This window comes from Guyparkeria sp., assembly GCF_046545975.1.
Taxonomy (GTDB): Bacteria; Pseudomonadota; Gammaproteobacteria; order Halothiobacillales; family Halothiobacillaceae; genus Guyparkeria.
Map to the genome: position 1 here is coordinate 1 of NZ_JBKGYT010000014.1, position 17,279 is coordinate 17,279.

Here is a 17,279-nt window from a genome sequence, read left to right on the forward strand (position 1 = left end):
ACGCGAAGGCGGCCGTACCGTCGGCGCCGGCGTCGTTTCCAAGATCATCGAGTAAACAGATATGGCAGGACAAACGATTCGCATCCGTCTGAAGAGCTTCGATCACCGCCTGATCGACCGTTCGACGGCAGAGATCGTCGAGACCGCGCGCCGGAGTGGCGCGCGGATCAAAGGCCCGATCCCGCTGCCGACCCGCAAGGAGCGGTACACCGTGCTGACCTCGCCGCACGTCAACAAGGACGCGCGCGACCAGTACGAGATCCGCACCCACAAGCGCGTGCTCGACATCATCGACCCGACCGACAAGACGGTCGACCTGTTGATGCAGCTTGACCTGGCCGCCGGGGTGGACGTTCAGATCCGTCTGAACTGATTCCCGTCGCCAGCGAAACGCGCCGATCCAAAGGGCTTTTGGGTCGGCGCGTTTTCTGTTATAGTGCCGCGCTCTGTTCAGCCCGATGCGCCGAAATGGGACGCGTCGGGCTGGTTTTTTCCGGCGATCCGGTCAATCGAAATCGGCGTCGAAAGGCAAAAACGAGGAAATAACAATGGCTTTAGGTGTTGTCGGTCGCAAGGTCGGCATGACCCGAGTATTTGACGATTCCGGCGTTTCGACGCCGGTGACCGTCATCGAGGTCGAGCCGAATCGCGTGACTCAGAAGAAGGTCCAGGATGTCGACGGGTACACCGCGCTCCAGGTAACCGTCGGCGAGCGTCGCCCCAACCGTGTAACCAAGCCGATGGCCGGGCATTTCGCCAAGGCCTCGGTGGCCGCTGGCCGTGCCGTCCGCGAATTCCGCGTCGACGAGTCGGTGCTGGGCGAATACGAGACGGGTGCCGAGATCACCGTCGAGATCTTCAACGACGTTCCCGCGGTGGACGTGGCGGGTACCAGCAAGGGCAAGGGCTTTGCCGGTACCGTCAAGCGTCACAACTTCCGCACTCAGGATGCCACCCACGGCAACTCCCTGTCGCACCGCGTTCCGGGTTCCATCGGTCAGAACCAGACCCCGGGTCGGGTATTCCCCGGCAAGAAGATGGCGGGGCACATGGGTGACGAGCGCGTCTCCGCGCTGAACCTCAAGGTGGTTCGCGTTGACGTCGAGAATGGCCTGCTGCTCGTCAAGGGTGCAGTGCCGGGCGCAACCGGCGGCGATGTGCTGGTTCGTCCCTCGGTCAAGAACAAAGCGTGAGGTCGGCAGGTATGGATATCCAAGTGAAGAACGGTTCCGCGCTGAACGTCTCCGAGCAGGTCTTCGGCCGGGAATACAACGAGGCACTGGTCCATCAGGCCGTGGTCGCGTATCTGGCCGGTGGCCGTGCCGGCACCAAGCGTCAGCTCAGCCGCGCCGAAGTGGCCGGTGGCAACACCAAGCCCTGGCGTCAGAAGGGCACGGGCCGCGCTCGTGCCGGCACCACCCGGGGGCCGATCTGGCGTACCGGTGGCGTCACCTTCGCCGCCCGCCCGCGTGATTTCGGGCAGAAGATGAACCGCAAGGCCTACCGTGCCGCGATGCGTTCGATCTTCTCGGAACTGCTGCGCCAGGACCGTCTGGTCGTGGTCGATGCGCTGGCCGTCGACGGCCCGAAGACCAAGCAGGTCATCAAGGCGCTGTCCGACATCGGCATGGACAGCGGCAAGCGCCTGATCGTCACCGAGGCGATGGACGAAGCGCTGCTGCTGGGTTCGCGCAACGTGGTCGAGCTGGGTTACCGCACTGCCGGGACGCTCGATCCGGTCAGCCTGGTGGATGCCGACCACGTCATCATCACCCAGGGCGCCCTGAAGATGGTTGAGGAGTGGCTGTCATGAATACGGAAAAGCTTTACGACATCCTGCGCGCCCCGGTGGTCACCGAGAAGACCGCGCGCGCCGGTGAGTTCAATCAATACGTTTTCCAGGTCGCCACGTCGGCAACCAAGCCGGAGATCAAGGCCGCCGTCGAGCAGGTGTTCGAGGTGAGCGTTGAGGCGGTTCAGGTCGTCAATCAGCGCGGCAAGGCCCGCCGCTTCCGCGGCATGCCGGGTCGCCGGGCCGACTGGAAGAAGGCCTACGTGACGCTGGCCGAAGGTCAGACCATCGACTTCGGCGCGGCCGGCTAAACCAAGGGGATCAGTCTCATGGCATTGAAAGTTGCAAAACCGACTTCACCCGGCCGCCGTGGCGTCGTCGAGGTGGATCGCTCCGGACTGCACAAGGGTCCGGGCTACGCGCCGCTCCTCGAGAAGAAGCACGGCACCGGTGGCCGGAACAACGCTGGTCGGATCACCACCCGTCACAAGGGCGGCGGTCACAAGCAGCATTACCGGATCATCGACTTCAAGCGCAACAAGGACGGCATTCCGGCGGAGGTCGAGCGTATCGAGCACGACCCGAACCGGTCCGCCCACATCGCGCTGCTGAAGTACGCCGATGGCGAGCGTCGCTACATCATCGCCCCGCGCGGTCTGCAGGTTGGCCAGGCGATCGTTTCCGGCGTCGAGGCACCGATTCGCCCGGGTAACGCGCTGCCGCTGTACTCCATCCCGGTGGGTACGACGATCCACGCGGTCGAGCTCAAGCCGGGCAAGGGTGCCCAGCTGGCGCGCAGCGCCGGTGGCGCGGTCCAGCTCGTCGCTCGTGAAGGCTCCTACGCCACCATCCGCCTGCGTTCGGGCGAGATGCGCAAGGTGCTCGCCGAGTGCCGTGCCACGGTCGGCGAGGTGTCCAACCAGGAGCACAGCCTGCGTCAGCTCGGCAAGGCCGGCGCGAAGCGCTGGCGTGGTGTTCGTCCCACCGTTCGCGGTGTGGTCATGAACCCCGTCGATCACCCGCACGGTGGTGGTGAGGGCCGCACTTCCGGGGGGCGTCATCCGGTGACCCCGTGGGGCGTGCCGACCAAGGGTTACAAGACGCGCACGAACAAGCGTACCGACAAGTACATCGTTCGTCGTCGCAACAAGAAATAAGTCAATTTAAGAGGGGTTCAAGGTGCCACGTTCACTCAAGAAAGGTCCCTTCGTGGACCACCACCTGATGAAGAAAGTGGAAGAGGCCGCGGCCGCCAACAGCCGTCGGCCCATAAAGACCTGGTCGCGCCGCTCGATGATCCTGCCCGACATGATCGGGCTGACCATCGCGGTGCACAACGGTCGTCAGCACGTTCCGGTGCTGATCAACGAGAACATGGTCGGCCAGAAGCTCGGTGAGTACGCGCCCACGCGCACTTACCGTGGCCATGCCGCCGACAAGAAAGCCAAGCGTTAAGGAGGTTCCGTGATGCAAGCACAAGCACTACACCGGTTTGCGCGGATCTCCCCGCAGAAGGCGCGGCTCGTGGCCGACCAGGTGCGTGGCGTGAACGTCGCCAACGCACTGGAGACGCTGCAGTTCTCGACCAAGAAGGGTGCCGCGATCATCCGCAAGGTCGTCGAGTCGGCGATCGCCAACGCCGAGAACAACGAGGGCGCAGACGTCGATCGTCTGTGCATCTCCGAGATCATGGTTGACGAAGGTCCGACCCTGAAGCGATTCCGGGCGCGGGCGAAGGGCCGCGGTGTGCGGATCCTGAAGCGGACCAGCCACATCAAAGTCGTCGTCAGCGAGCGGTAAGGAGCAGACATGGGTCACAAAGTACATCCGGTAGGTTTCCGGCTTGGGATCTCCTCCGACTGGAGCTCTCGCTGGTACGCCGATAGCAAGAACTTTTCCGAGCACCTCGAGCAGGATGTTCGTACACGTAAATACATCCGTGAGCGTCTGAAGGACGCGTCGGTATCGCGCGTTCAGATCGAGCGCCCGGCGCGCTCGGCCGCGGTCACCATTCACACTGCCCGTCCGGGCATCGTGATCGGCCGCAAGGGTGAGGACATCGAGCGTCTTCGTACGGAGATCGCCCCGATGCTGGGCCTCGAGCGCAGTGCGGTGAAGGTTTCCGTTGAAGAGATTCGCAAGCCCGAGCTGGACGCCCAGCTGGTAGCCGAGTCGATCGCTCAGCAGCTCGAGCGTCGCGTCATGTTCCGTCGGGCCATGAAGCGCGCTGTGCAGACCACGATGCGCCTGGGTGCCGGTGGGGTGAAGGTGAACGTAGCCGGCCGTCTCGGCGGTGCAGAGATCGCGCGGACCGAGTGGTACCGCGAAGGCCGCGTTCCGCTCCACACCCTGCGTGCGGACATTGACTACGGCGTGGCAGAGGCCCAGACCACCTACGGCATCATCGGTGTCAAGGTCTGGATTTTCAAAGGCGAGGTGTTCGGTGTGCCGGGCAGCGACGACGGCAAGTCGGCCGCCTGATCAACGAATTGAAGTGGAGCTTTGAAAAATGCTGCTGCCAAAACGTACAAAATTCCGCAAGCAGTTCAAGGGCAAGAACCGGGGCGTGGCCAATAACGGCAACAAGGTCAGCTTCGGCGAGTTCGGCCTGAAGACGCTGGAGCGCGGAAACATTACTTCCCGTCAGATCGAGGCTGGCCGTCGTGCCATCTCTCGTCACGTGAAGCGGGGCGGTAAGATCTGGATCCGGATCTTCCCGGACACCCCGATTACCCAGAAGCCCCTGGAAGTCCGTATGGGTAAGGGTAAGGGCAGCGTCGAGCACTGGGTTGCCAAGGTGCAGCCGGGCAAGATGCTGTACGAAATCGAGGGGGTCAGCGAGGACGTGGCGCGCGAAGCGTTCGAGCGTGCGTCCGCCAAGCTGCCCGTGAAGACCACGTTCGTAACACGGTTGGTGATGTGATGAAGGCAACAGAATTGCGTGATAAATCCGTCGACGAGCTGCGCGAAGAGCTGGTGGCCGTCAAGCGCGAGCAATTCAACCTGCGGATGCAGCATGCCACGGGCCAGGAGTCGAAGACTCACCTGGCTCGGGAAGCGCGTCGCAACGTTGCTCGTATCAAGACCGTGATTGCGGAAAAGGAGCGTGCCTGAGATGACGACGGTATCCGAAGAAAAGAACGTACGAACCCGCGAAGGGGTCGTAGTCAGCGACAAGGGCGACAAGTCCATCACGGTTGCGGTTGAGCGTCGCGTTCAGCACCCGCTGTATGGCAAGTACATGACGCGCACCACCAAGCTGCGCGTGCATGACGAGGAGAACACCTGTCGCCAGGGTGACCGCGTCGAAGTTCGCGAGACGCGGCCGATCTCCAAGAACAAGAGCTGGACCCTCGTACGCGTGGTCGAGCGCTCTGCTGAGTAAGGAGTTTTGTCATGATTCAGATGCAAACCGTGCTGAATTCGGCAGATAACAGTGGCGCGCGCAAGGTCCAGTGCATCAAGGTGCTGGGTGGCTCGCATCGCCGTTATGCCGAGATCGGCGACGTGATCAAGGTGTCCGTCAAGGACGCCATTCCGCGGGGCCGCGTTAAGAAGGGCGAGGTCTACAACGCCGTCGTCGTTCGTACTGCCAAGGGTGTCCGTCGTCCGGACGGTTCCCTGATCCGTTTCGACGGCAACGCTGCGGTCCTGCTCAACGCCCAGCTTCAGCCGATCGGTACCCGGATTTTTGGCCCGGTCACCCGTGAGCTGCGTGGCGAGAAGTTCATGAAGATCGTTTCGCTTGCGCCAGAAGTGATTTAAGAGGGGGTCGAGATGCGTAAGATTCGCCAGGGCGACGACGTGGTCGTCGTTGCCGGAAAAGACAAGGGTCGCCGCGGGACGGTGCTCCGGGTGGTCGAAAACGGGGCCCGGGTCGTGGTCGAGGGTGTGAACATGGTGAAGAAGCACCAGAAGCCCAACCCGATGATCGGGCGCACCGGCGGCATCATCGAGATGGAGAAACCCGTTGATATCTCGAATGTGATGCTGTTTAATCCGGCCTCCGACAAGGGCGACCGGGTCGGCTTCAAGACGCTTGAAGATGGCCGCAAGGTTCGTTATTTCAAATCCAACGGCGAAGTCGTTGACGCTTAACAGGAAACAGAGAAATGGCTCGACTTCAGGAATACTACTCCAACACGTTGCGTGCCGAGCTCGCCAAGAAGCTGGGCATCGATAACGTAATGGCCGTTCCGAAGCTGACCAAGATTACGTTGAACATGGGTCTGGGTGATTCCGCTCGTGACAAGAAGGTAATCGACAACGCAGTGGAAGAGCTCGGTCTCATCACCGGTCAGCGGCCGGTGGTAACGTATGCGCGCAAGTCCATCGCGGGCTTCAAGCTCCGCGAGGGCATGCCGCTGGGTGTCAAGGTCACCCTCAGGGGAAGTACGATGTACGAATTCCTCGATCGGTTGATCCATGTGGCGACCCCCCGTATCCGCGACTTCCGGGGCCTGTCTCCGAAGTCGTTCGACGGTCGTGGCAACTACAGCCTCGGGGTTCGCGAACAGATCATCTTCCCGGAAATCGACTTCGACAAGGTCGATCAGGTCCGGGGTATGGATATCACGATCACAACGACCGCGAAGGACAACGACCAGGCCCGGGCACTGCTCGACGGCTTCGGTTTCCCCTTCCGTCGTTAACGGAGACGAATTGAGAAATGGCTAAGAAAAGCATGATTGCTCGCGAGGTCAAGCGCCAGAAGCTTGCTCGCCAGTACGCCGACAAGCGCGCCAAGCTGCGCGCGATCGTCGCGGATCCCGAAGTCGATTTCGAAGAGAAGATGGCCGCGTCTGCCGAACTGCAGAGGCTGCCGCGCGACTCTTCGTCCACCCGCCAGGTGCGCCGTTGTGCCCTGACCGGGCGTCCGAAGGGCGTCTATCGCAAGTTTGGCATGGGGCGCAACAAGCTCCGCCAACTGGCCATGGCCGGGGAAATCCCGGGCCTGCGCAAGTCTAGCTGGTAAGGGGTACGCGACATGAGTATGAACGATCCGATCGCGGACATGCTGACCCGCATCCGCAACGGCCAGGCAGCGTGCAAGACCGAAGTCCGCATGCCGGCCTCCAAGTTCAAGAAGGCCGTCGCGCAGACGCTGCTCGACGAAGGCTACATCGAGTCCGTGCGTACCGAGGGCGATGCCAAGCCGACGCTGGTCATCGGCCTGCGCTACTACGAGGGCAAGCCGGTCATCGAGAAGCTCGACCGCGTTTCTCGCCCGGGTTCGCGCAAGTTCTTCGGCGCGGAGAACCTGCCGCAGGTCATCGGCGGCCTGGGTGTTGCCGTGGTGTCCACCTCTCAGGGTGTGATGCCGGACCGAGAGGCCCGTCGTCGCAACATCGGCGGCGAAGTCGTCTGCTTTGTATCGTAAGCGCTTGGGGGATATATGAGTCGAGTAGCAAGAAAGCCGGTCGCGGTCCCCAAGGGTGTCGAGGTCAAGCTGGATGACCGGGTCCTGTCCTTCAAGGGCAAGAACGGCGAGCTGACCCTCAACGTGCACCCGACTGTCGGGGTCACCTTCGAGGACAACGAGATTCGGTTCGTGCCGAACAGCAACAACGACATCCCGATGGCCGGCACCATGCGTTCCCTGGCTCAGGGCAGCGTGGATGGTGTCGCCAACGGATTCGAGATCAAGCTGCAGCTGGTTGGCGTCGGTTACCGTGCCCAGGTGCAGGGCCGTACGCTGAATCTGCAGCTTGGTTTCTCTCATCCCATCGACTACCCGCTGCCGGAGGGCGTCACTGCGGAGACGCCGTCCGCGACCGACATCATCATCAAGGGTGCGGACAAGCAGAAGGTCGGTCAGGTGGCTTCCAACGTGCGGGCCCTGCGTCCGCCCGAGCCGTACAAGGGCAAGGGCGTGAAGTACGCGGACGAGAGAATCCTGCGCAAGGAAGCCAAGAAGAAATAATCGAGGGTGACGCGATGAATGAAAGTACAAAACAGCGGTTGCGCCGCGCACGTCGCACCCGGGCCAAGATCAAGCAGCTCGGCGTGCATCGCCTGAGCGTGCACCGGAGCAGCAACCATACCTACGCCCAGATTTTCGCCCCGGAAGGCACCGTCGTCGCGACGGCCTCCACGGTAGGCAAGGGCGTGCTGGCCGAGGGCGAGTACGGTGGTAACGTCGCCGCGGCCCAGAAGGTCGGCGAAGCGATTGCCAAGGCAGCCCTGGAGAAGGGTATCGACTCCGTTGCGTTCGATCGCTCGGGTTTCATTTACCACGGGCGTGTCAAGGCGGTAGCCGATGCGGCACGCGAAGCCGGCCTGAAGTTCTAAAGGGGTGCAACTATGAGCCGTAATGCAAACGACGTCTCGAACGAAGGCCTGATCGAGAAGCTGGTCGCCATCAACCGCGTATCCAAGGTTGTCAAGGGTGGCCGTCAGTTCTCGTTCACCGCGCTGACCGTGGTGGGTGACGGCGAAGGCCGTGTGGGCTTCGGTTACGGGAAGGCGAAGGAGGTTCCTGCCGCCATCCAGAAGGCGATGGAGCGTGCTCGCAGCAGCATGATCGACGTGCCGCTGCGTGATGGCACGCTCTACTACCAGACCAAGGGCGTTCACGGGGCCGGTCGTGTCTTCATGAAGCCCGCGTCCGAAGGTACCGGTGTCATCGCCGGTGGCGCGATGCGCGCCGTCTTCGAGGCCGCCGGCGTGCGCAATGTGCTGGCCAAGTGTATCGGTACGCGCAACCACATGAACGTGATCCGGGCGACCCTCAATGGTCTCTCCCAGATCCAGTCGCCGGAAGCGGTCGCAGCCAAGCGCGGCAAGCGCGTCGAGGAAATCCTGGGAGATGAAGCATGAGTGAGACTGCCAAGGGTAAGATCCGGGTGCGCCTGGTCCGGTCGATGAACAATCGGCTGGAATCCCACAAGGCCTGCGTGCGTGGGCTGGGCATCCGTCGAATGCACCAAGAGGTGGAAGTGGCCGATACCCCGGAAAACCGGGGCATGATCAATCGTGTCCACTACATGCTCGAAGTACAGGAAGCTAAGTAATGCGTTTGAACAAACTTTCTCCCGCCGAGGGTAGCCGCAAGGACGCCACGCGCGTCGGCCGCGGCATCGGCTCCGGGCTGGGCAAGACTGGTGGCCGTGGTCACAAGGGCCAGAAGTCTCGCTCCGGCGGTTTCCACAAGACCGGTTTCGAGGGCGGCCAGATGCCGCTGCAGCGTCGGCTGCCGAAGATGGGGTTCCGTGCGGCCAAGTCGCTGTACCGGGCCGAGATCCGTACCGCGGAACTCAACCGACTGGACGGCGAGGTTACCCTCGAGTCGCTCAAGGCGGCCAACCTCATCCGTAACGACGTGAAGTCCGTCAAGATCGTCCTTCAGGGGAAGGTCGAGAAGGCGTTGCAGGTCAAGGGTCTCGGCATCAGCAAGGGTGCGCGGGAAGCGATCGAAGCGGCCGGTGGTTCAGCGGAGTAAGGTGTGGCACAGGCAAATTCAGGGATAGGCGCTCTTGCCGGGGCCGGTCGTCTGACCGAGCTCCGGCAACGTATCTTCTTCGTCATCATGGTGCTCGTGGTGTACCGCATCGGGACGTTCATCCCGCTGCCGGGCATCGACGTGGACGTCATGAAGGCGCTGTTCGAGCAGAGTTCCGGCGGTGTGCTGGGCATGATGAACATGTTCTCCGGCGGGGCGCTGTCGCGCATGTCCCTGTTTGCCCTGGGTGTCATGCCCTACATCTCTGCGGCCATCATCGTGCAGCTGCTGACGGCGGTCGTCCCGTCGCTGGAGAAACTGAAGAAGGAAGGCCAGGCCGGTCGGCGGAAGATCACGCAGTACACCCGCTACGGCACGCTGGGGCTTGGCGTGATCCAGGCGCTTGGTGTGTCGATCGCGCTGCAGGGTCAGTCGGTGGGTGATTCGCCACTGGTGTTTCAGCCGGGCATCGCGTTCGTTTTCATCGCCACCTTGACACTGGTCAGCGGCACCATGCTTCTCGTCTGGCTCGGTGAACAGATCACCGAGCGAGGCGTGGGCAACGGCATCTCGCTGATCATCTTCGCCGGCATCGTCGCCGGGCTGCCTAGCGCCATTGGCGGTACAGCGGAACTGGTGCGCACCGGCGAGCTGCACCTGTTCACCATGCTGATCCTCGGGGTGCTGATCGTGGCCGTTACGGCGTTCGTGGTGTTCGTCGAGCGCGGCCAGCGTCGCATCACGGTCAACTACGCGCGCCGGCAGCAGGGGCGCGGGATGGCCGGCCAGCAGTCGTCGCACCTGCCGCTGAAACTGAACATGGCCGGCGTGATCCCGCCGATCTTTGCCTCCAGTATCATCCTGTTCCCCGCGACGGTCGGGAACTGGTTCGGTCAGCAGGAAGGCATGGGCTGGCTCGCCGACCTGTCGAACACGCTGTCCCCGGGGCAGCCCCTGTACGTCATGTTCTACGCCGCGGCGATCATCTTCTTCTGCTTCTTCTATACGGCGTTGGTGTTCAACGCCCGCGAGACCGCCGACAACCTGAAGCGTTCCGGCGCGTTCGTCCCGGGCATCCGCCCGGGTGAGCAGACCGCCCGCTACGTGGACAAGGTGCTCACGCGACTGACCTTCTGGGGGGCGATCTACATCACGGCCGTCTGCCTGTTGCCGGAGTTCCTGATCCTGTACTGGAACGTTCCGTTCTACTTCGGCGGCACGTCCCTGCTGATCATCGTGATCGTGCTGATGGACTTCATGTCGCAGGTCCAGTCGCACCTGGTCTCGCACCAGTACGACAGCCTGGTCCGCAAGGCACATTTCAAGAACGGGCTGTGACGCACGGTCCGTCGGTTTCCGTTTGCTATTGACGGCGCGTTGCGATAAGCTTGCGCGCTTCTTTTTTGGGGTGATATATCGATGGCACGTATTGCTGGGATCAACATTCCCGTTCAGAAACATGTGGTGATTGCCCTGACCTCCATCTACGGGGTCGGGCCGACCCGCGCCAAGGCGATCTGCGAGGCCACCGGCGTCGCACCGGATCGCAAGGTGCGCGATCTTTCGGAAGCAGAGGTCGAATCCCTGCGTACGGAAGTCGGCAAGTATGTGGTCGAGGGTGACCTGCGCCGCGAAGTGTCCATGAACATCAAGCGCTTGATGGATCTGGGCTGCTATCGCGGTCTGCGTCACCGTCGCGGCCTGCCGCTGCGTGGTCAGCGCACACGCACGAACGCACGGACTCGCAAGGGTCCGCGTCGCCTGGTCAAGCGCTAATCAGGCTTAATATTCTTTCGAGAGTAGGATTCTTAATGGCTAAAGCAAGTCAAGCTACCCGTAAAAAGGTAAAACGCGTCGTCACTGATGCGGTCGCGCATATCCATGCGTCATTCAACAACACGATCGTGACGATCACCGACCGTCAGGGGAATACCCTGAGTTGGGCGACGTCGGGCGGCTCCGGTTTCCGCGGTTCGCGGAAGTCCACGCCGTTCGCCGCCCAGGTTGCGGCCGAGCGCGCCGGCGAGGCGGCCAAGGCGTACGGGGTGAAGAACGTCGACGTCGAAGTCAAGGGCCCCGGCCCGGGTCGCGAGTCGACCATCCGCGCACTGAACGCGGTTGGCTTCAAGGTGGGTGTGATCACCGACGTCACCCCGATCCCGCACAATGGTTGCCGTCCGCCCAAAAAGCGTCGCGTTTGACGGTGCGTTTGTAAGGAGTATTTGACTTATGGCTCGTTATCTCGGTCCTACTTGTAAACTCGCTCGGCGCGAAGGCACGGATCTCTTCCTGAAATCCGGCGTCCGTGCCCTTGAAGACAAGTGCCACCACGATCGCGCTCCTGGCCAGCACGGCTCCGGCCGTCGGCAGAAGGTTTCCGACTACGGTCTGCAGCTGCGCGAAAAGCAGAAACTGCGGCGCACCTACGGTGTGCTCGAGCGCCAGTTCCGTAACTACTACAAGCGCGCCGCGCAGATGAAGGGTTCCACCGGCGAGAACCTCCTTCAGATCCTCGAGTGCCGCCTGGACAACGTTGCCTATCGCATGGGCTTCGGTGCCACGCGTGCCGAGGCGCGCCAGCTGGTTTCCCATCGCGGCGTGACCGTGAACGGTGAAGTCGTGAATATCCCCTCCTACCAGGTGTCTGCCGAGGACGTGGTTGCGATTCGCGAAAAGGCGAAGAAGCAGCAGCGCGTCAAAGATGCGCTGGAGCTCGCTTCCCAGCGGGAAGTGGTGCCGTGGGTCACGGTCGATTCCAGCAAGATGGAAGGCGTCTTCAAGGCGGTTCCGACTCGGGACGAACTGCCGGCGGACATCAACGAATCGCTCGTCGTCGAGCTGTATTCGAAGTAACGGTTTTCGGGGGTACGTAATGCAACTGGGTTCTACAGAGCTTCTCAAGCCGCGCCTGGTCGACGTGGAAACGATCGACGACACACATGCGCGCGTGGTGCTGGAGCCGTTGGAGCGGGGGTTCGGCTATACGCTGGGCAACGCGTTGCGGCGTATCCTGCTCTCGTCCATTCCCGGAGTTGCGGTCACCGAGGCGGAGATCGAAGGCACGCTGCACGAGTACAGCAGCCTCGAGGGTGTCCAGGAGGACGTGCTCGAGATCCTGCTCAACCTCAAGGGTCTGGCGATCACGATGCACGGTCGCGACGAAGCGGTGCTGAGCATCAAGAAGACCGGTCCCTGCACCGTGACTGCCGCGGACGTCAAGGCCGACCACTCGGTCGAGATCATGAACCCGGACCACGTCATCGCCACCCTGCGTGACGATGCCGAGCTCAACATGACCTTCAAGGTCGAGCGTGGAATGGGCTACGTGCCGGCCAGCGCGCGTCGCGAAGACGAGGAGACCACCGTCGGTCGCCTACTGGTCGACGCGTCCTTCTCGCCGCTACGCCGCGTGGCGTACTCGGTCGAGCGGGCACGTGTCGAGCAGCGTACCGACCTGGACTCCCTGGTGCTGGACATCGAGACCAATGGCTCGATCTCCGCCGAGGACGCCATCCGCCAGGCGGCCGGCATCCTGGTCGACCAGCTGTCCGTGTTGGTCGACCTGAAGGCCGAGAAGGCCGAGCCGGTCGAAGAGCAGGCGCCGTCCGTCGATCCGGTGCTGCTGCGCCCCGTGGACGACCTGGAACTGACGGTTCGCTCGGCGAACTGCCTGAAGGCCGAGAACATCTACTACATCGGCGATCTGATTCAGCGTACCGAGATGGAGCTGCTGAAGACGCCGAACCTGGGCAAGAAGTCCCTGACCGAAATCAAGGACGTTCTGGCCAAGCAGGGTCTTTCGCTGGGTCAGAAGCTGGAGAACTGGCCGCCGGCCGAGCTCCAGAATCTGAGCGAATCCAAGATTTGAACGAATTGATTTGGAGTAACTGACATGCGTCACCGTCAATCCGGTCGGCAATTGGGTCGGAACGCCTCCCAGCGCAAGGCGCTGATGCGTTCGCTCACCAATGCCCTGATCGAGCATGAAGTCATCAAGACCACCGTGCCGAAGGCGAAAGAGCTTCGTCGCGTGGCCGAGCCCCTGATCACCCTGGCCAAGGAAGACAGCGTCCACGCGCGCCGTCAGGCCTTCGCCAAGGTCGGCAACAAGGCAACCGTCGGCAAGCTGTTCTCGGACGTCGGCCCGCGTTTCAAGGAGCGCAACGGCGGTTACCTGCGCATTCTCAAGTGCGGCTACCGTGCCGGGGATGCCGCACCGATGGCCTACGTGGAACTGGTCGAGCGCGCGGCCGAGCCCGAGACGGCCGCAGCCGAGCCGGCAGAGCAGGCTGCCGAGTAAGTGGCAATCGCGGGGCATGCGCTGCCCTGAATCGGAAAAGGCCCGCCGTTGTGCGGGCCTTTTTGCTGTCGGTCGCCATCGGCGGGTCAGGTCGCGACCGTTTCGCGAATCATCTGGTCCATGCTGGCCTCGACGTCGCGAGCGACACCGGCTAGTTTGTCGTCGGTAGCTAGCTGGGCCAGCAGTTCGGTCGGTCGGATCATCGATACCTGTGCCCGGCCATCCTGCTCGTAGACGGCGATGCGGCAGGGGAGGGCATTCGACAGGTCCAGGCGCCCGGCCAGTATTTCGGCGGCCTGCCGGGGGTTGCACACCTCGAAGACCCGGCATTCGGGGGCAAAGTCGACGCCCTTCGAATTCAGCGTGGCGTGGATGTCATGTGTATGCAGCAGGCCGAAGCCGTTTGCCGCAACGGCGTCGGTCAGGCGCTTGCAAGTGGTCTCAAAGTCGTGCGGGCTGGCGGTTTCGTCGATCATCATGGATGCCTTTCCGTTCAGCTTGGGCGGACCGGGGACTCTAGCAGACAGGGCGGCCCGGTGAGGTCCATGACTCGCGGTTGCTTCCTTGGCGGCTCGGCCCCGACGGGGCCGTGGTGGAATGGCCGTGCATGGTCTGCTAGTCTCGGGACCGTTTCCGTATCCGGGTGGAAGCGGTTCCCGATTCGGACCGATGGCGGGGGCTTTCGGGGCTGCTTCGTTGGGGTTCCCAGTTCGTTTACGCGATTGGTCCGGATCCTCCGGAACTTTTCGTTCTCGGTGCGTGTCGCAAGAGTTCTCGGGGCTACGGTGCCCCACACCTTTCCGGTGTGAAGCCGTCACATACGAACCTAGGAGTGAATGCATGTCCAATTGGAACCAGAAGTTGCGCAAATCCATGTTGGCTGCCGGTGTCTGCGCTGCCCTCGGCTTCGGGGGTACTGCGCTGGCTCAGCAAGGCGGGCAGCAAGCTCCGCACGGGGGCGGTGCCCAAGGGCAGCAGCCGGCGCCTGAAGGTGGCGCTGCTCAAGGGCAGCAGCCGGCGCCTGAGGGCGGCGGTGCCCAGGGCCAGATGCCCGAAATGAGCGAGGAGCAGCGTGAGCTGATGGAAGAGATGCGTGCTGTCCAGCAGGAACTGCAGCAGACGCAGGAGAAGCTGAGTGAGATGGAGCAGCAGGCCTACGAGAAGAAGCCGGAGCTCGGTGATCAGCGTGATGCGCTGCAGGACAAGATCGCCGAGAAGATGTCGGGCGATGGCTATGATGCCGAGAAGGAATTCGAGGAGATGAAGGCCACCATGTCCAAGTACCAGGATGGCGACCAGCAACCGTCCGAGTCCGAGGTGCAGGCCTTCCAGGAGAAGCAGCAGAAGTTCCAGCAGCGCCAGCAGCAGGCCTTCCAGGACGAGGACGTTCAAGAGATGGCCGAGAAGCTGCGTACGGATGTTGAATCCGAGATGAAGCAGAGCAACCCGGAAGCGGAACAGCTGTTCAACGAGATGGACGAGAAGTCCGCGGAGATGGAGAAGCTGCGCGAGAAGGCAATGCAGATGCAGCAAGGCGGCTAATCGCCGCGCAAGCGGAATGGCCGATACGTAAAAACCGGGCGAAAGCCCGGTTTTTTTGTTTCAGCCGTCACTCGAATTCCTGGCTGTATCCCGGGTCCGTTGCACCGAAGAACGCTTCCTTGAGTTTCTGCAGTTCGTCTCGCGCCCGTGCGGCGGCTTCGAACTCGAGGTCGCGTGCATGGCGGTGCATCTCGGCCTCCAGCGCCTTGATGCGCTTGGCCGCCTGCTCCGGTGTCAGTGCAGCGTAGCCGCTGGGCCCTTCCGCCACCTTGCCGGCGGCCTGACGGCGACGACCCGGGCGTGCCCCGGGAATGCGGGACTCGCCGGACTCCAGGATGTCGTCGATGCGTTTCTCGATGCCCTTGGGCGTGATGCCCATCGCCTGGTTGTGGGCGAGCTGTTTCTCGCGTCGCCGCTCAGTCTCGTCGATGGCCTTGCGCATGGCGTCGGTGATCGTGTCGCCGTAGAGGATCGCCTTGCCTTCGAGGTTGCGCGCCGCCCGGCCGATCGTCTGGATCAGCGAGCGTTCCGAGCGCAAAAAGCCCTGCTTGTCGGCGTCCAGGATACCGATCAGGGCGACCTCGGGAATGTCGAGGCCCTCGCGCAGCAGGTTGATGCCCACCAGCACGTCGAACTCGCCCAGGCGCAGGTCTTGGATGATCTCGACCCGCTCGACGGTATCGATGTCGGAGTGCAGGTAACGCACCCGCACGTCGTGTTCCATCAGGTAGTCGGTCAGATCCTCGGCCATGCGCTTGGTCAGCACGGTGACCAGGACCCGCTGGTTCTTCTCGGCCCGCAGCCGGATCTCGGACAGCAGGTCGTCGACCTGGCTGGCGACCGGACGGACCTCGATCTGCGGGTCGACCAGCCCGGTCGGTCGGACCACCTGCTCGGCGATCTGATCGCTGTGCTTCTCCTCGTAGGGCCCGGGTGTCGCCGAGACGTAGACCGTCTGCGGCATCAGCCGTTCGAACTCCTCGAACTTCAGCGGGCGGTTGTCCAGCGCCGAGGGCAGGCGGAAGCCGAAGTTCACCAGGGTCTCCTTGCGCGAACGATCGCCCTTGTACATCCCGCCGAGCTGCGGGACCGTCACGTGCGACTCGTCGATGATCAGCAGCGCGTCGGCCGGCAGGTAGTCGTAGAGGCAGGGCGGCGGCTCGCCCGGCTGACGCCCGGAGAGATAGCGCGAGTAGTTCTCGATGCCGTTGCAGTAGCCCAGCTCCTGGATCATCTCGATGTCGAAGCGGGTGCGCTGGGCCAAGCGCTGCGCCTCGACCAGCTTGTTCTCGGACTCCAGGTCCTTGAGCCGTTCGTCGAGCTCGACCTTGATCTGCTCGATCGCGTTGAGCAGGCGTTCGCGCGGGGTCACATAGTGCGAGGACGGGTAGACCGTGTAGCGCGGCACCCGCCGGCGCACCTGCCCGGTGAGCGGGTCGAACAGCGTGATCTGCTCGATCTCGTCGTCGAACAGCTCGATGCGCACGCCCTCGTCGTCGGCCTCGGCCGGGTGGATGTCGATCACGTCGCCGCGCACCCGGTACGTGCCGCGACGGAACTCCATGTCGTTGCGGGTGTACTGCATCTCGGCCAGCCGCCGGATGATCTGCCGCTGGGTGACCTGGTCGCCGCGCACCAGGTGCAGGATCATCTTGAGATACGCCTCGGGGTCACCCAGCCCGTAGATGGACGAGACCGTGGCGACGATGATCACGTCGCGGCGTTCGAACAGCGCCTTGGTGGCCGACAGGCGCATCTGCTCGATGTGCTCGTTCACCGAGGCGTCCTTCTCGATGAAGGTGTCCGAGGCCGGCACGTAGGCCTCCGGCTGGTAGTAGTCGTAGTAGGAGACGAAGTACTCGACCGCGTTGTTGGGGAAGAAGCCCTTGAGCTCGCCGTAGAGTTGGGCGGCCAGCGTCTTGTTGGGTGCGAGCACCATGGCCGGGCGCTGCACCTCGTGGATGACGTTGGCCATCGTGAAGGTCTTGCCCGAGCCGGTCACCCCGAGCAGGGTCTGGTGCATCAGCCCGTCGGTCAGCCCCTCGACGAGGGTCTCGATGGCGCGGGGCTGGTCGCCGGCCGGCTGGTAGTCTGTTGCGATCTGGAAACGGTGTTCTGACATAACCTTGCAGTATAAATGACCCGATCTCGGCTTTCCGGCGGCTTTTGCTTTATGATGACCCGATCCATCGCCTAGATCGGCT

30 protein-coding genes are annotated in these 17,279 nt (G+C 62.8%); 28 read left to right on the forward strand and 2 right to left on the reverse strand.

Annotated features, from left to right (window positions below; all coding sequences use genetic code 11):
• The first annotated feature begins 61 nt into the window (after positions 1–61).
• From rpsJ to rplQ, 27 genes are all read left to right on the forward strand, one after another.
• Entirely contained in the window at positions 62–373 is a 312-nt protein-coding gene (gene rpsJ, locus ACLFMY_RS02450) for a 30S ribosomal protein S10 (protein ID WP_410762936.1), read from the forward strand.
• Between the two features lie 175 nt (positions 374–548).
• On the forward strand, positions 549–1,193 hold the full coding sequence (rplC, locus tag ACLFMY_RS02455; RefSeq protein ID WP_410762937.1) for a 50S ribosomal protein L3: 645 nt from the start codon (positions 549–551) through the stop codon (positions 1,191–1,193).
• Positions 1,194–1,204: 11 nt separating this feature from the next.
• Positions 1,205–1,813, forward strand: a complete 609-nt coding sequence (rplD, locus tag ACLFMY_RS02460) for a 50S ribosomal protein L4 (RefSeq protein WP_410762939.1) — start codon at positions 1,205–1,207, stop codon at positions 1,811–1,813.
• Positions 1,810–2,103 carry a 50S ribosomal protein L23 gene (gene rplW, locus ACLFMY_RS02465; protein ID WP_410762941.1) on the forward strand — a complete coding sequence of 98 codons (294 nt, stop codon included), beginning with the start codon at positions 1,810–1,812 and terminating at the stop codon, positions 2,101–2,103. Before rplD ends, rplW begins: the two co-directional genes overlap by 4 nt.
• A gap of 18 nt (positions 2,104–2,121) precedes the next feature.
• Entirely contained in the window at positions 2,122–2,949 is an 828-nt protein-coding gene (gene rplB / locus ACLFMY_RS02470) for a 50S ribosomal protein L2 (protein ID WP_410762943.1), read from the forward strand.
• A 22-nt stretch (positions 2,950–2,971) separates the two neighbouring features.
• Entirely contained in the window at positions 2,972–3,247 is a 276-nt protein-coding gene (rpsS, locus tag ACLFMY_RS02475) for a 30S ribosomal protein S19 (protein WP_136867484.1), read from the forward strand.
• Between the two features lie 12 nt (positions 3,248–3,259).
• Positions 3,260–3,592, forward strand: a complete 333-nt coding sequence (gene rplV, locus ACLFMY_RS02480; RefSeq protein ID WP_410762944.1) for a 50S ribosomal protein L22 — start codon at positions 3,260–3,262, stop codon at positions 3,590–3,592.
• Positions 3,593–3,601: 9 nt separating this feature from the next.
• Positions 3,602–4,273, forward strand: a complete 672-nt coding sequence (gene rpsC / locus ACLFMY_RS02485) for a 30S ribosomal protein S3 (RefSeq protein ID WP_410762945.1) — start codon at positions 3,602–3,604, stop codon at positions 4,271–4,273.
• 28 nt (positions 4,274–4,301) lie between these two features.
• Complete coding sequence (gene rplP / locus ACLFMY_RS02490; RefSeq protein ID WP_125199279.1) at positions 4,302–4,715, forward strand: 50S ribosomal protein L16; 414 nt, start codon at positions 4,302–4,304, stop codon at positions 4,713–4,715.
• Complete coding sequence (rpmC, locus tag ACLFMY_RS02495; RefSeq protein WP_410762946.1) at positions 4,715–4,906, forward strand: 50S ribosomal protein L29; 192 nt, start codon at positions 4,715–4,717, stop codon at positions 4,904–4,906. Before rplP ends, rpmC begins: the two co-directional genes overlap by 1 nt.
• Position 4,907: 1 nt before the next feature.
• The gene (gene rpsQ, locus ACLFMY_RS02500) at positions 4,908–5,177 is read left to right on the forward strand and encodes a 30S ribosomal protein S17 (RefSeq protein ID WP_136867488.1); all 270 of its coding nucleotides are present in this window, start codon (positions 4,908–4,910) and stop codon (positions 5,175–5,177) included.
• An 11-nt stretch (positions 5,178–5,188) separates the two neighbouring features.
• Positions 5,189–5,557 carry a 50S ribosomal protein L14 gene (gene rplN, locus ACLFMY_RS02505; protein WP_058574709.1) on the forward strand — a complete coding sequence of 123 codons (369 nt, stop codon included), beginning with the start codon at positions 5,189–5,191 and terminating at the stop codon, positions 5,555–5,557.
• A 12-nt stretch (positions 5,558–5,569) separates the two neighbouring features.
• Positions 5,570–5,890, forward strand: a complete 321-nt coding sequence (gene rplX / locus ACLFMY_RS02510) for a 50S ribosomal protein L24 (RefSeq protein WP_410762947.1) — start codon at positions 5,570–5,572, stop codon at positions 5,888–5,890.
• Between the two features lie 14 nt (positions 5,891–5,904).
• Positions 5,905–6,444 (forward strand): 50S ribosomal protein L5, encoded by a 540-nt coding sequence (gene rplE / locus ACLFMY_RS02515; RefSeq protein WP_410762948.1) that lies wholly within the window; start codon positions 5,905–5,907, stop codon positions 6,442–6,444.
• 17 nt (positions 6,445–6,461) lie between these two features.
• Positions 6,462–6,767, forward strand: a complete 306-nt coding sequence (gene rpsN, locus ACLFMY_RS02520) for a 30S ribosomal protein S14 (RefSeq protein WP_410762950.1) — start codon at positions 6,462–6,464, stop codon at positions 6,765–6,767.
• 12 nt (positions 6,768–6,779) lie between these two features.
• A complete protein-coding gene (rpsH, locus tag ACLFMY_RS02525; RefSeq protein WP_410762951.1) occupies positions 6,780–7,172 on the forward strand; it encodes a 30S ribosomal protein S8 in 393 nt (130 codons plus the stop codon).
• A gap of 15 nt (positions 7,173–7,187) precedes the next feature.
• Positions 7,188–7,715: a 50S ribosomal protein L6 gene (gene rplF, locus ACLFMY_RS02530; protein ID WP_410762952.1), complete on the forward strand. Its 528-nt coding sequence runs from the start codon at positions 7,188–7,190 to the stop codon at positions 7,713–7,715.
• Positions 7,716–7,729: 14 nt separating this feature from the next.
• A complete protein-coding gene (gene rplR, locus ACLFMY_RS02535; RefSeq protein ID WP_410762953.1) occupies positions 7,730–8,083 on the forward strand; it encodes a 50S ribosomal protein L18 in 354 nt (117 codons plus the stop codon).
• A 12-nt stretch (positions 8,084–8,095) separates the two neighbouring features.
• Complete coding sequence (rpsE, locus tag ACLFMY_RS02540) at positions 8,096–8,611, forward strand: 30S ribosomal protein S5 (protein ID WP_410762955.1); 516 nt, start codon at positions 8,096–8,098, stop codon at positions 8,609–8,611.
• Entirely contained in the window at positions 8,608–8,805 is a 198-nt protein-coding gene (gene rpmD, locus ACLFMY_RS02545) for a 50S ribosomal protein L30 (protein ID WP_410762957.1), read from the forward strand. The genes rpsE and rpmD overlap by 4 nt, the downstream gene beginning before the upstream one ends.
• Positions 8,805–9,233, forward strand: coding sequence for a 50S ribosomal protein L15 (gene rplO / locus ACLFMY_RS02550; RefSeq protein WP_410762958.1), 429 nt, complete (start codon positions 8,805–8,807; stop codon positions 9,231–9,233). The genes rpmD and rplO overlap by 1 nt, the downstream gene beginning before the upstream one ends.
• A 3-nt stretch (positions 9,234–9,236) precedes the next feature.
• Complete coding sequence (gene secY, locus ACLFMY_RS02555; protein WP_410762959.1) at positions 9,237–10,571, forward strand: preprotein translocase subunit SecY; 1,335 nt, start codon at positions 9,237–9,239, stop codon at positions 10,569–10,571.
• Between the two features lie 81 nt (positions 10,572–10,652).
• Positions 10,653–11,009, forward strand: coding sequence for a 30S ribosomal protein S13 (gene rpsM / locus ACLFMY_RS02560; RefSeq protein ID WP_410762961.1), 357 nt, complete (start codon positions 10,653–10,655; stop codon positions 11,007–11,009).
• Between the two features lie 35 nt (positions 11,010–11,044).
• Positions 11,045–11,434 (forward strand): 30S ribosomal protein S11, encoded by a 390-nt coding sequence (rpsK, locus tag ACLFMY_RS02565; RefSeq protein ID WP_410762963.1) that lies wholly within the window; start codon positions 11,045–11,047, stop codon positions 11,432–11,434.
• A gap of 28 nt (positions 11,435–11,462) precedes the next feature.
• Positions 11,463–12,086, forward strand: a complete 624-nt coding sequence (gene rpsD, locus ACLFMY_RS02570) for a 30S ribosomal protein S4 (protein ID WP_410762964.1) — start codon at positions 11,463–11,465, stop codon at positions 12,084–12,086.
• A 19-nt stretch (positions 12,087–12,105) separates the two neighbouring features.
• Positions 12,106–13,101: a DNA-directed RNA polymerase subunit alpha gene (locus tag ACLFMY_RS02575; RefSeq protein ID WP_372591588.1), complete on the forward strand. Its 996-nt coding sequence runs from the start codon at positions 12,106–12,108 to the stop codon at positions 13,099–13,101.
• 24 nt (positions 13,102–13,125) lie between these two features.
• Entirely contained in the window at positions 13,126–13,533 is a 408-nt protein-coding gene (rplQ, locus tag ACLFMY_RS02580) for a 50S ribosomal protein L17 (RefSeq protein ID WP_410762966.1), read from the forward strand.
• Between the two features lie 86 nt (positions 13,534–13,619).
• Here rplQ and ACLFMY_RS02585 read toward each other — a convergent pair whose 3' ends face one another.
• Complete coding sequence (locus tag ACLFMY_RS02585) at positions 13,620–14,012, reverse strand: DUF302 domain-containing protein (protein ID WP_410762967.1); 393 nt, start codon at positions 14,010–14,012, stop codon at positions 13,620–13,622.
• Between the two features lie 568 nt (positions 14,013–14,580).
• On the opposite strand from ACLFMY_RS02585, the gene ACLFMY_RS02590 reads away from it, so the two are divergent.
• Complete coding sequence (locus tag ACLFMY_RS02590) at positions 14,581–15,075, forward strand: hypothetical protein (RefSeq protein WP_410762968.1); 495 nt, start codon at positions 14,581–14,583, stop codon at positions 15,073–15,075.
• 67 nt (positions 15,076–15,142) lie between these two features.
• Here ACLFMY_RS02590 and uvrB read toward each other — a convergent pair whose 3' ends face one another.
• The gene (uvrB, locus tag ACLFMY_RS02595; protein ID WP_410762970.1) at positions 15,143–17,197 is read right to left on the reverse strand and encodes an excinuclease ABC subunit UvrB; all 2,055 of its coding nucleotides are present in this window, start codon (positions 17,195–17,197) and stop codon (positions 15,143–15,145) included.
• Positions 17,198–17,279: the final 82 nt, after the last annotated feature.

Coding starts and splice junctions, on each gene's coding strand:
- rpsJ (WP_410762936.1), top strand. CDS start 62: ATGGCAGGACAAACGATTCGCATCCGTCTGAAGAGCTTCGATCACCGC.
- rplC (WP_410762937.1), top strand. CDS start 549: ATGGCTTTAGGTGTTGTCGGTCGCAAGGTCGGCATGACCCGAGTATTT.
- rplD (WP_410762939.1), top strand. CDS start 1,205: ATGGATATCCAAGTGAAGAACGGTTCCGCGCTGAACGTCTCCGAGCAG.
- rplW (WP_410762941.1), top strand. CDS start 1,810: ATGAATACGGAAAAGCTTTACGACATCCTGCGCGCCCCGGTGGTCACC.
- rplB (WP_410762943.1), top strand. CDS start 2,122: ATGGCATTGAAAGTTGCAAAACCGACTTCACCCGGCCGCCGTGGCGTC.
- rplV (WP_410762944.1), top strand. CDS start 3,260: ATGCAAGCACAAGCACTACACCGGTTTGCGCGGATCTCCCCGCAGAAG.
- rpsC (WP_410762945.1), top strand. CDS start 3,602: ATGGGTCACAAAGTACATCCGGTAGGTTTCCGGCTTGGGATCTCCTCC.
- rplP (WP_125199279.1), top strand. CDS start 4,302: ATGCTGCTGCCAAAACGTACAAAATTCCGCAAGCAGTTCAAGGGCAAG.
- rpmC (WP_410762946.1), top strand. CDS start 4,715: ATGAAGGCAACAGAATTGCGTGATAAATCCGTCGACGAGCTGCGCGAA.
- rpsQ (WP_136867488.1), top strand. CDS start 4,908: ATGACGACGGTATCCGAAGAAAAGAACGTACGAACCCGCGAAGGGGTC.
- rplN (WP_058574709.1), top strand. CDS start 5,189: ATGATTCAGATGCAAACCGTGCTGAATTCGGCAGATAACAGTGGCGCG.
- rplX (WP_410762947.1), top strand. CDS start 5,570: ATGCGTAAGATTCGCCAGGGCGACGACGTGGTCGTCGTTGCCGGAAAA.
- rplE (WP_410762948.1), top strand. CDS start 5,905: ATGGCTCGACTTCAGGAATACTACTCCAACACGTTGCGTGCCGAGCTC.
- rpsN (WP_410762950.1), top strand. CDS start 6,462: ATGGCTAAGAAAAGCATGATTGCTCGCGAGGTCAAGCGCCAGAAGCTT.
- rpsH (WP_410762951.1), top strand. CDS start 6,780: ATGAGTATGAACGATCCGATCGCGGACATGCTGACCCGCATCCGCAAC.
- rplF (WP_410762952.1), top strand. CDS start 7,188: ATGAGTCGAGTAGCAAGAAAGCCGGTCGCGGTCCCCAAGGGTGTCGAG.
- rplR (WP_410762953.1), top strand. CDS start 7,730: ATGAATGAAAGTACAAAACAGCGGTTGCGCCGCGCACGTCGCACCCGG.
- rpsE (WP_410762955.1), top strand. CDS start 8,096: ATGAGCCGTAATGCAAACGACGTCTCGAACGAAGGCCTGATCGAGAAG.
- rpmD (WP_410762957.1), top strand. CDS start 8,608: ATGAGTGAGACTGCCAAGGGTAAGATCCGGGTGCGCCTGGTCCGGTCG.
- rplO (WP_410762958.1), top strand. CDS start 8,805: ATGCGTTTGAACAAACTTTCTCCCGCCGAGGGTAGCCGCAAGGACGCC.
- rpsM (WP_410762961.1), top strand. CDS start 10,653: ATGGCACGTATTGCTGGGATCAACATTCCCGTTCAGAAACATGTGGTG.
- rpsK (WP_410762963.1), top strand. CDS start 11,045: ATGGCTAAAGCAAGTCAAGCTACCCGTAAAAAGGTAAAACGCGTCGTC.
- rpsD (WP_410762964.1), top strand. CDS start 11,463: ATGGCTCGTTATCTCGGTCCTACTTGTAAACTCGCTCGGCGCGAAGGC.
- ACLFMY_RS02575 (WP_372591588.1), top strand. CDS start 12,106: ATGCAACTGGGTTCTACAGAGCTTCTCAAGCCGCGCCTGGTCGACGTG.
- rplQ (WP_410762966.1), top strand. CDS start 13,126: ATGCGTCACCGTCAATCCGGTCGGCAATTGGGTCGGAACGCCTCCCAG.
- ACLFMY_RS02585 (WP_410762967.1), bottom strand. CDS start 14,012: ATGATGATCGACGAAACCGCCAGCCCGCACGACTTTGAGACCACTTGC.
- ACLFMY_RS02590 (WP_410762968.1), top strand. CDS start 14,581: ATGCCCGAAATGAGCGAGGAGCAGCGTGAGCTGATGGAAGAGATGCGT.
- uvrB (WP_410762970.1), bottom strand. CDS start 17,197: ATGTCAGAACACCGTTTCCAGATCGCAACAGACTACCAGCCGGCCGGC.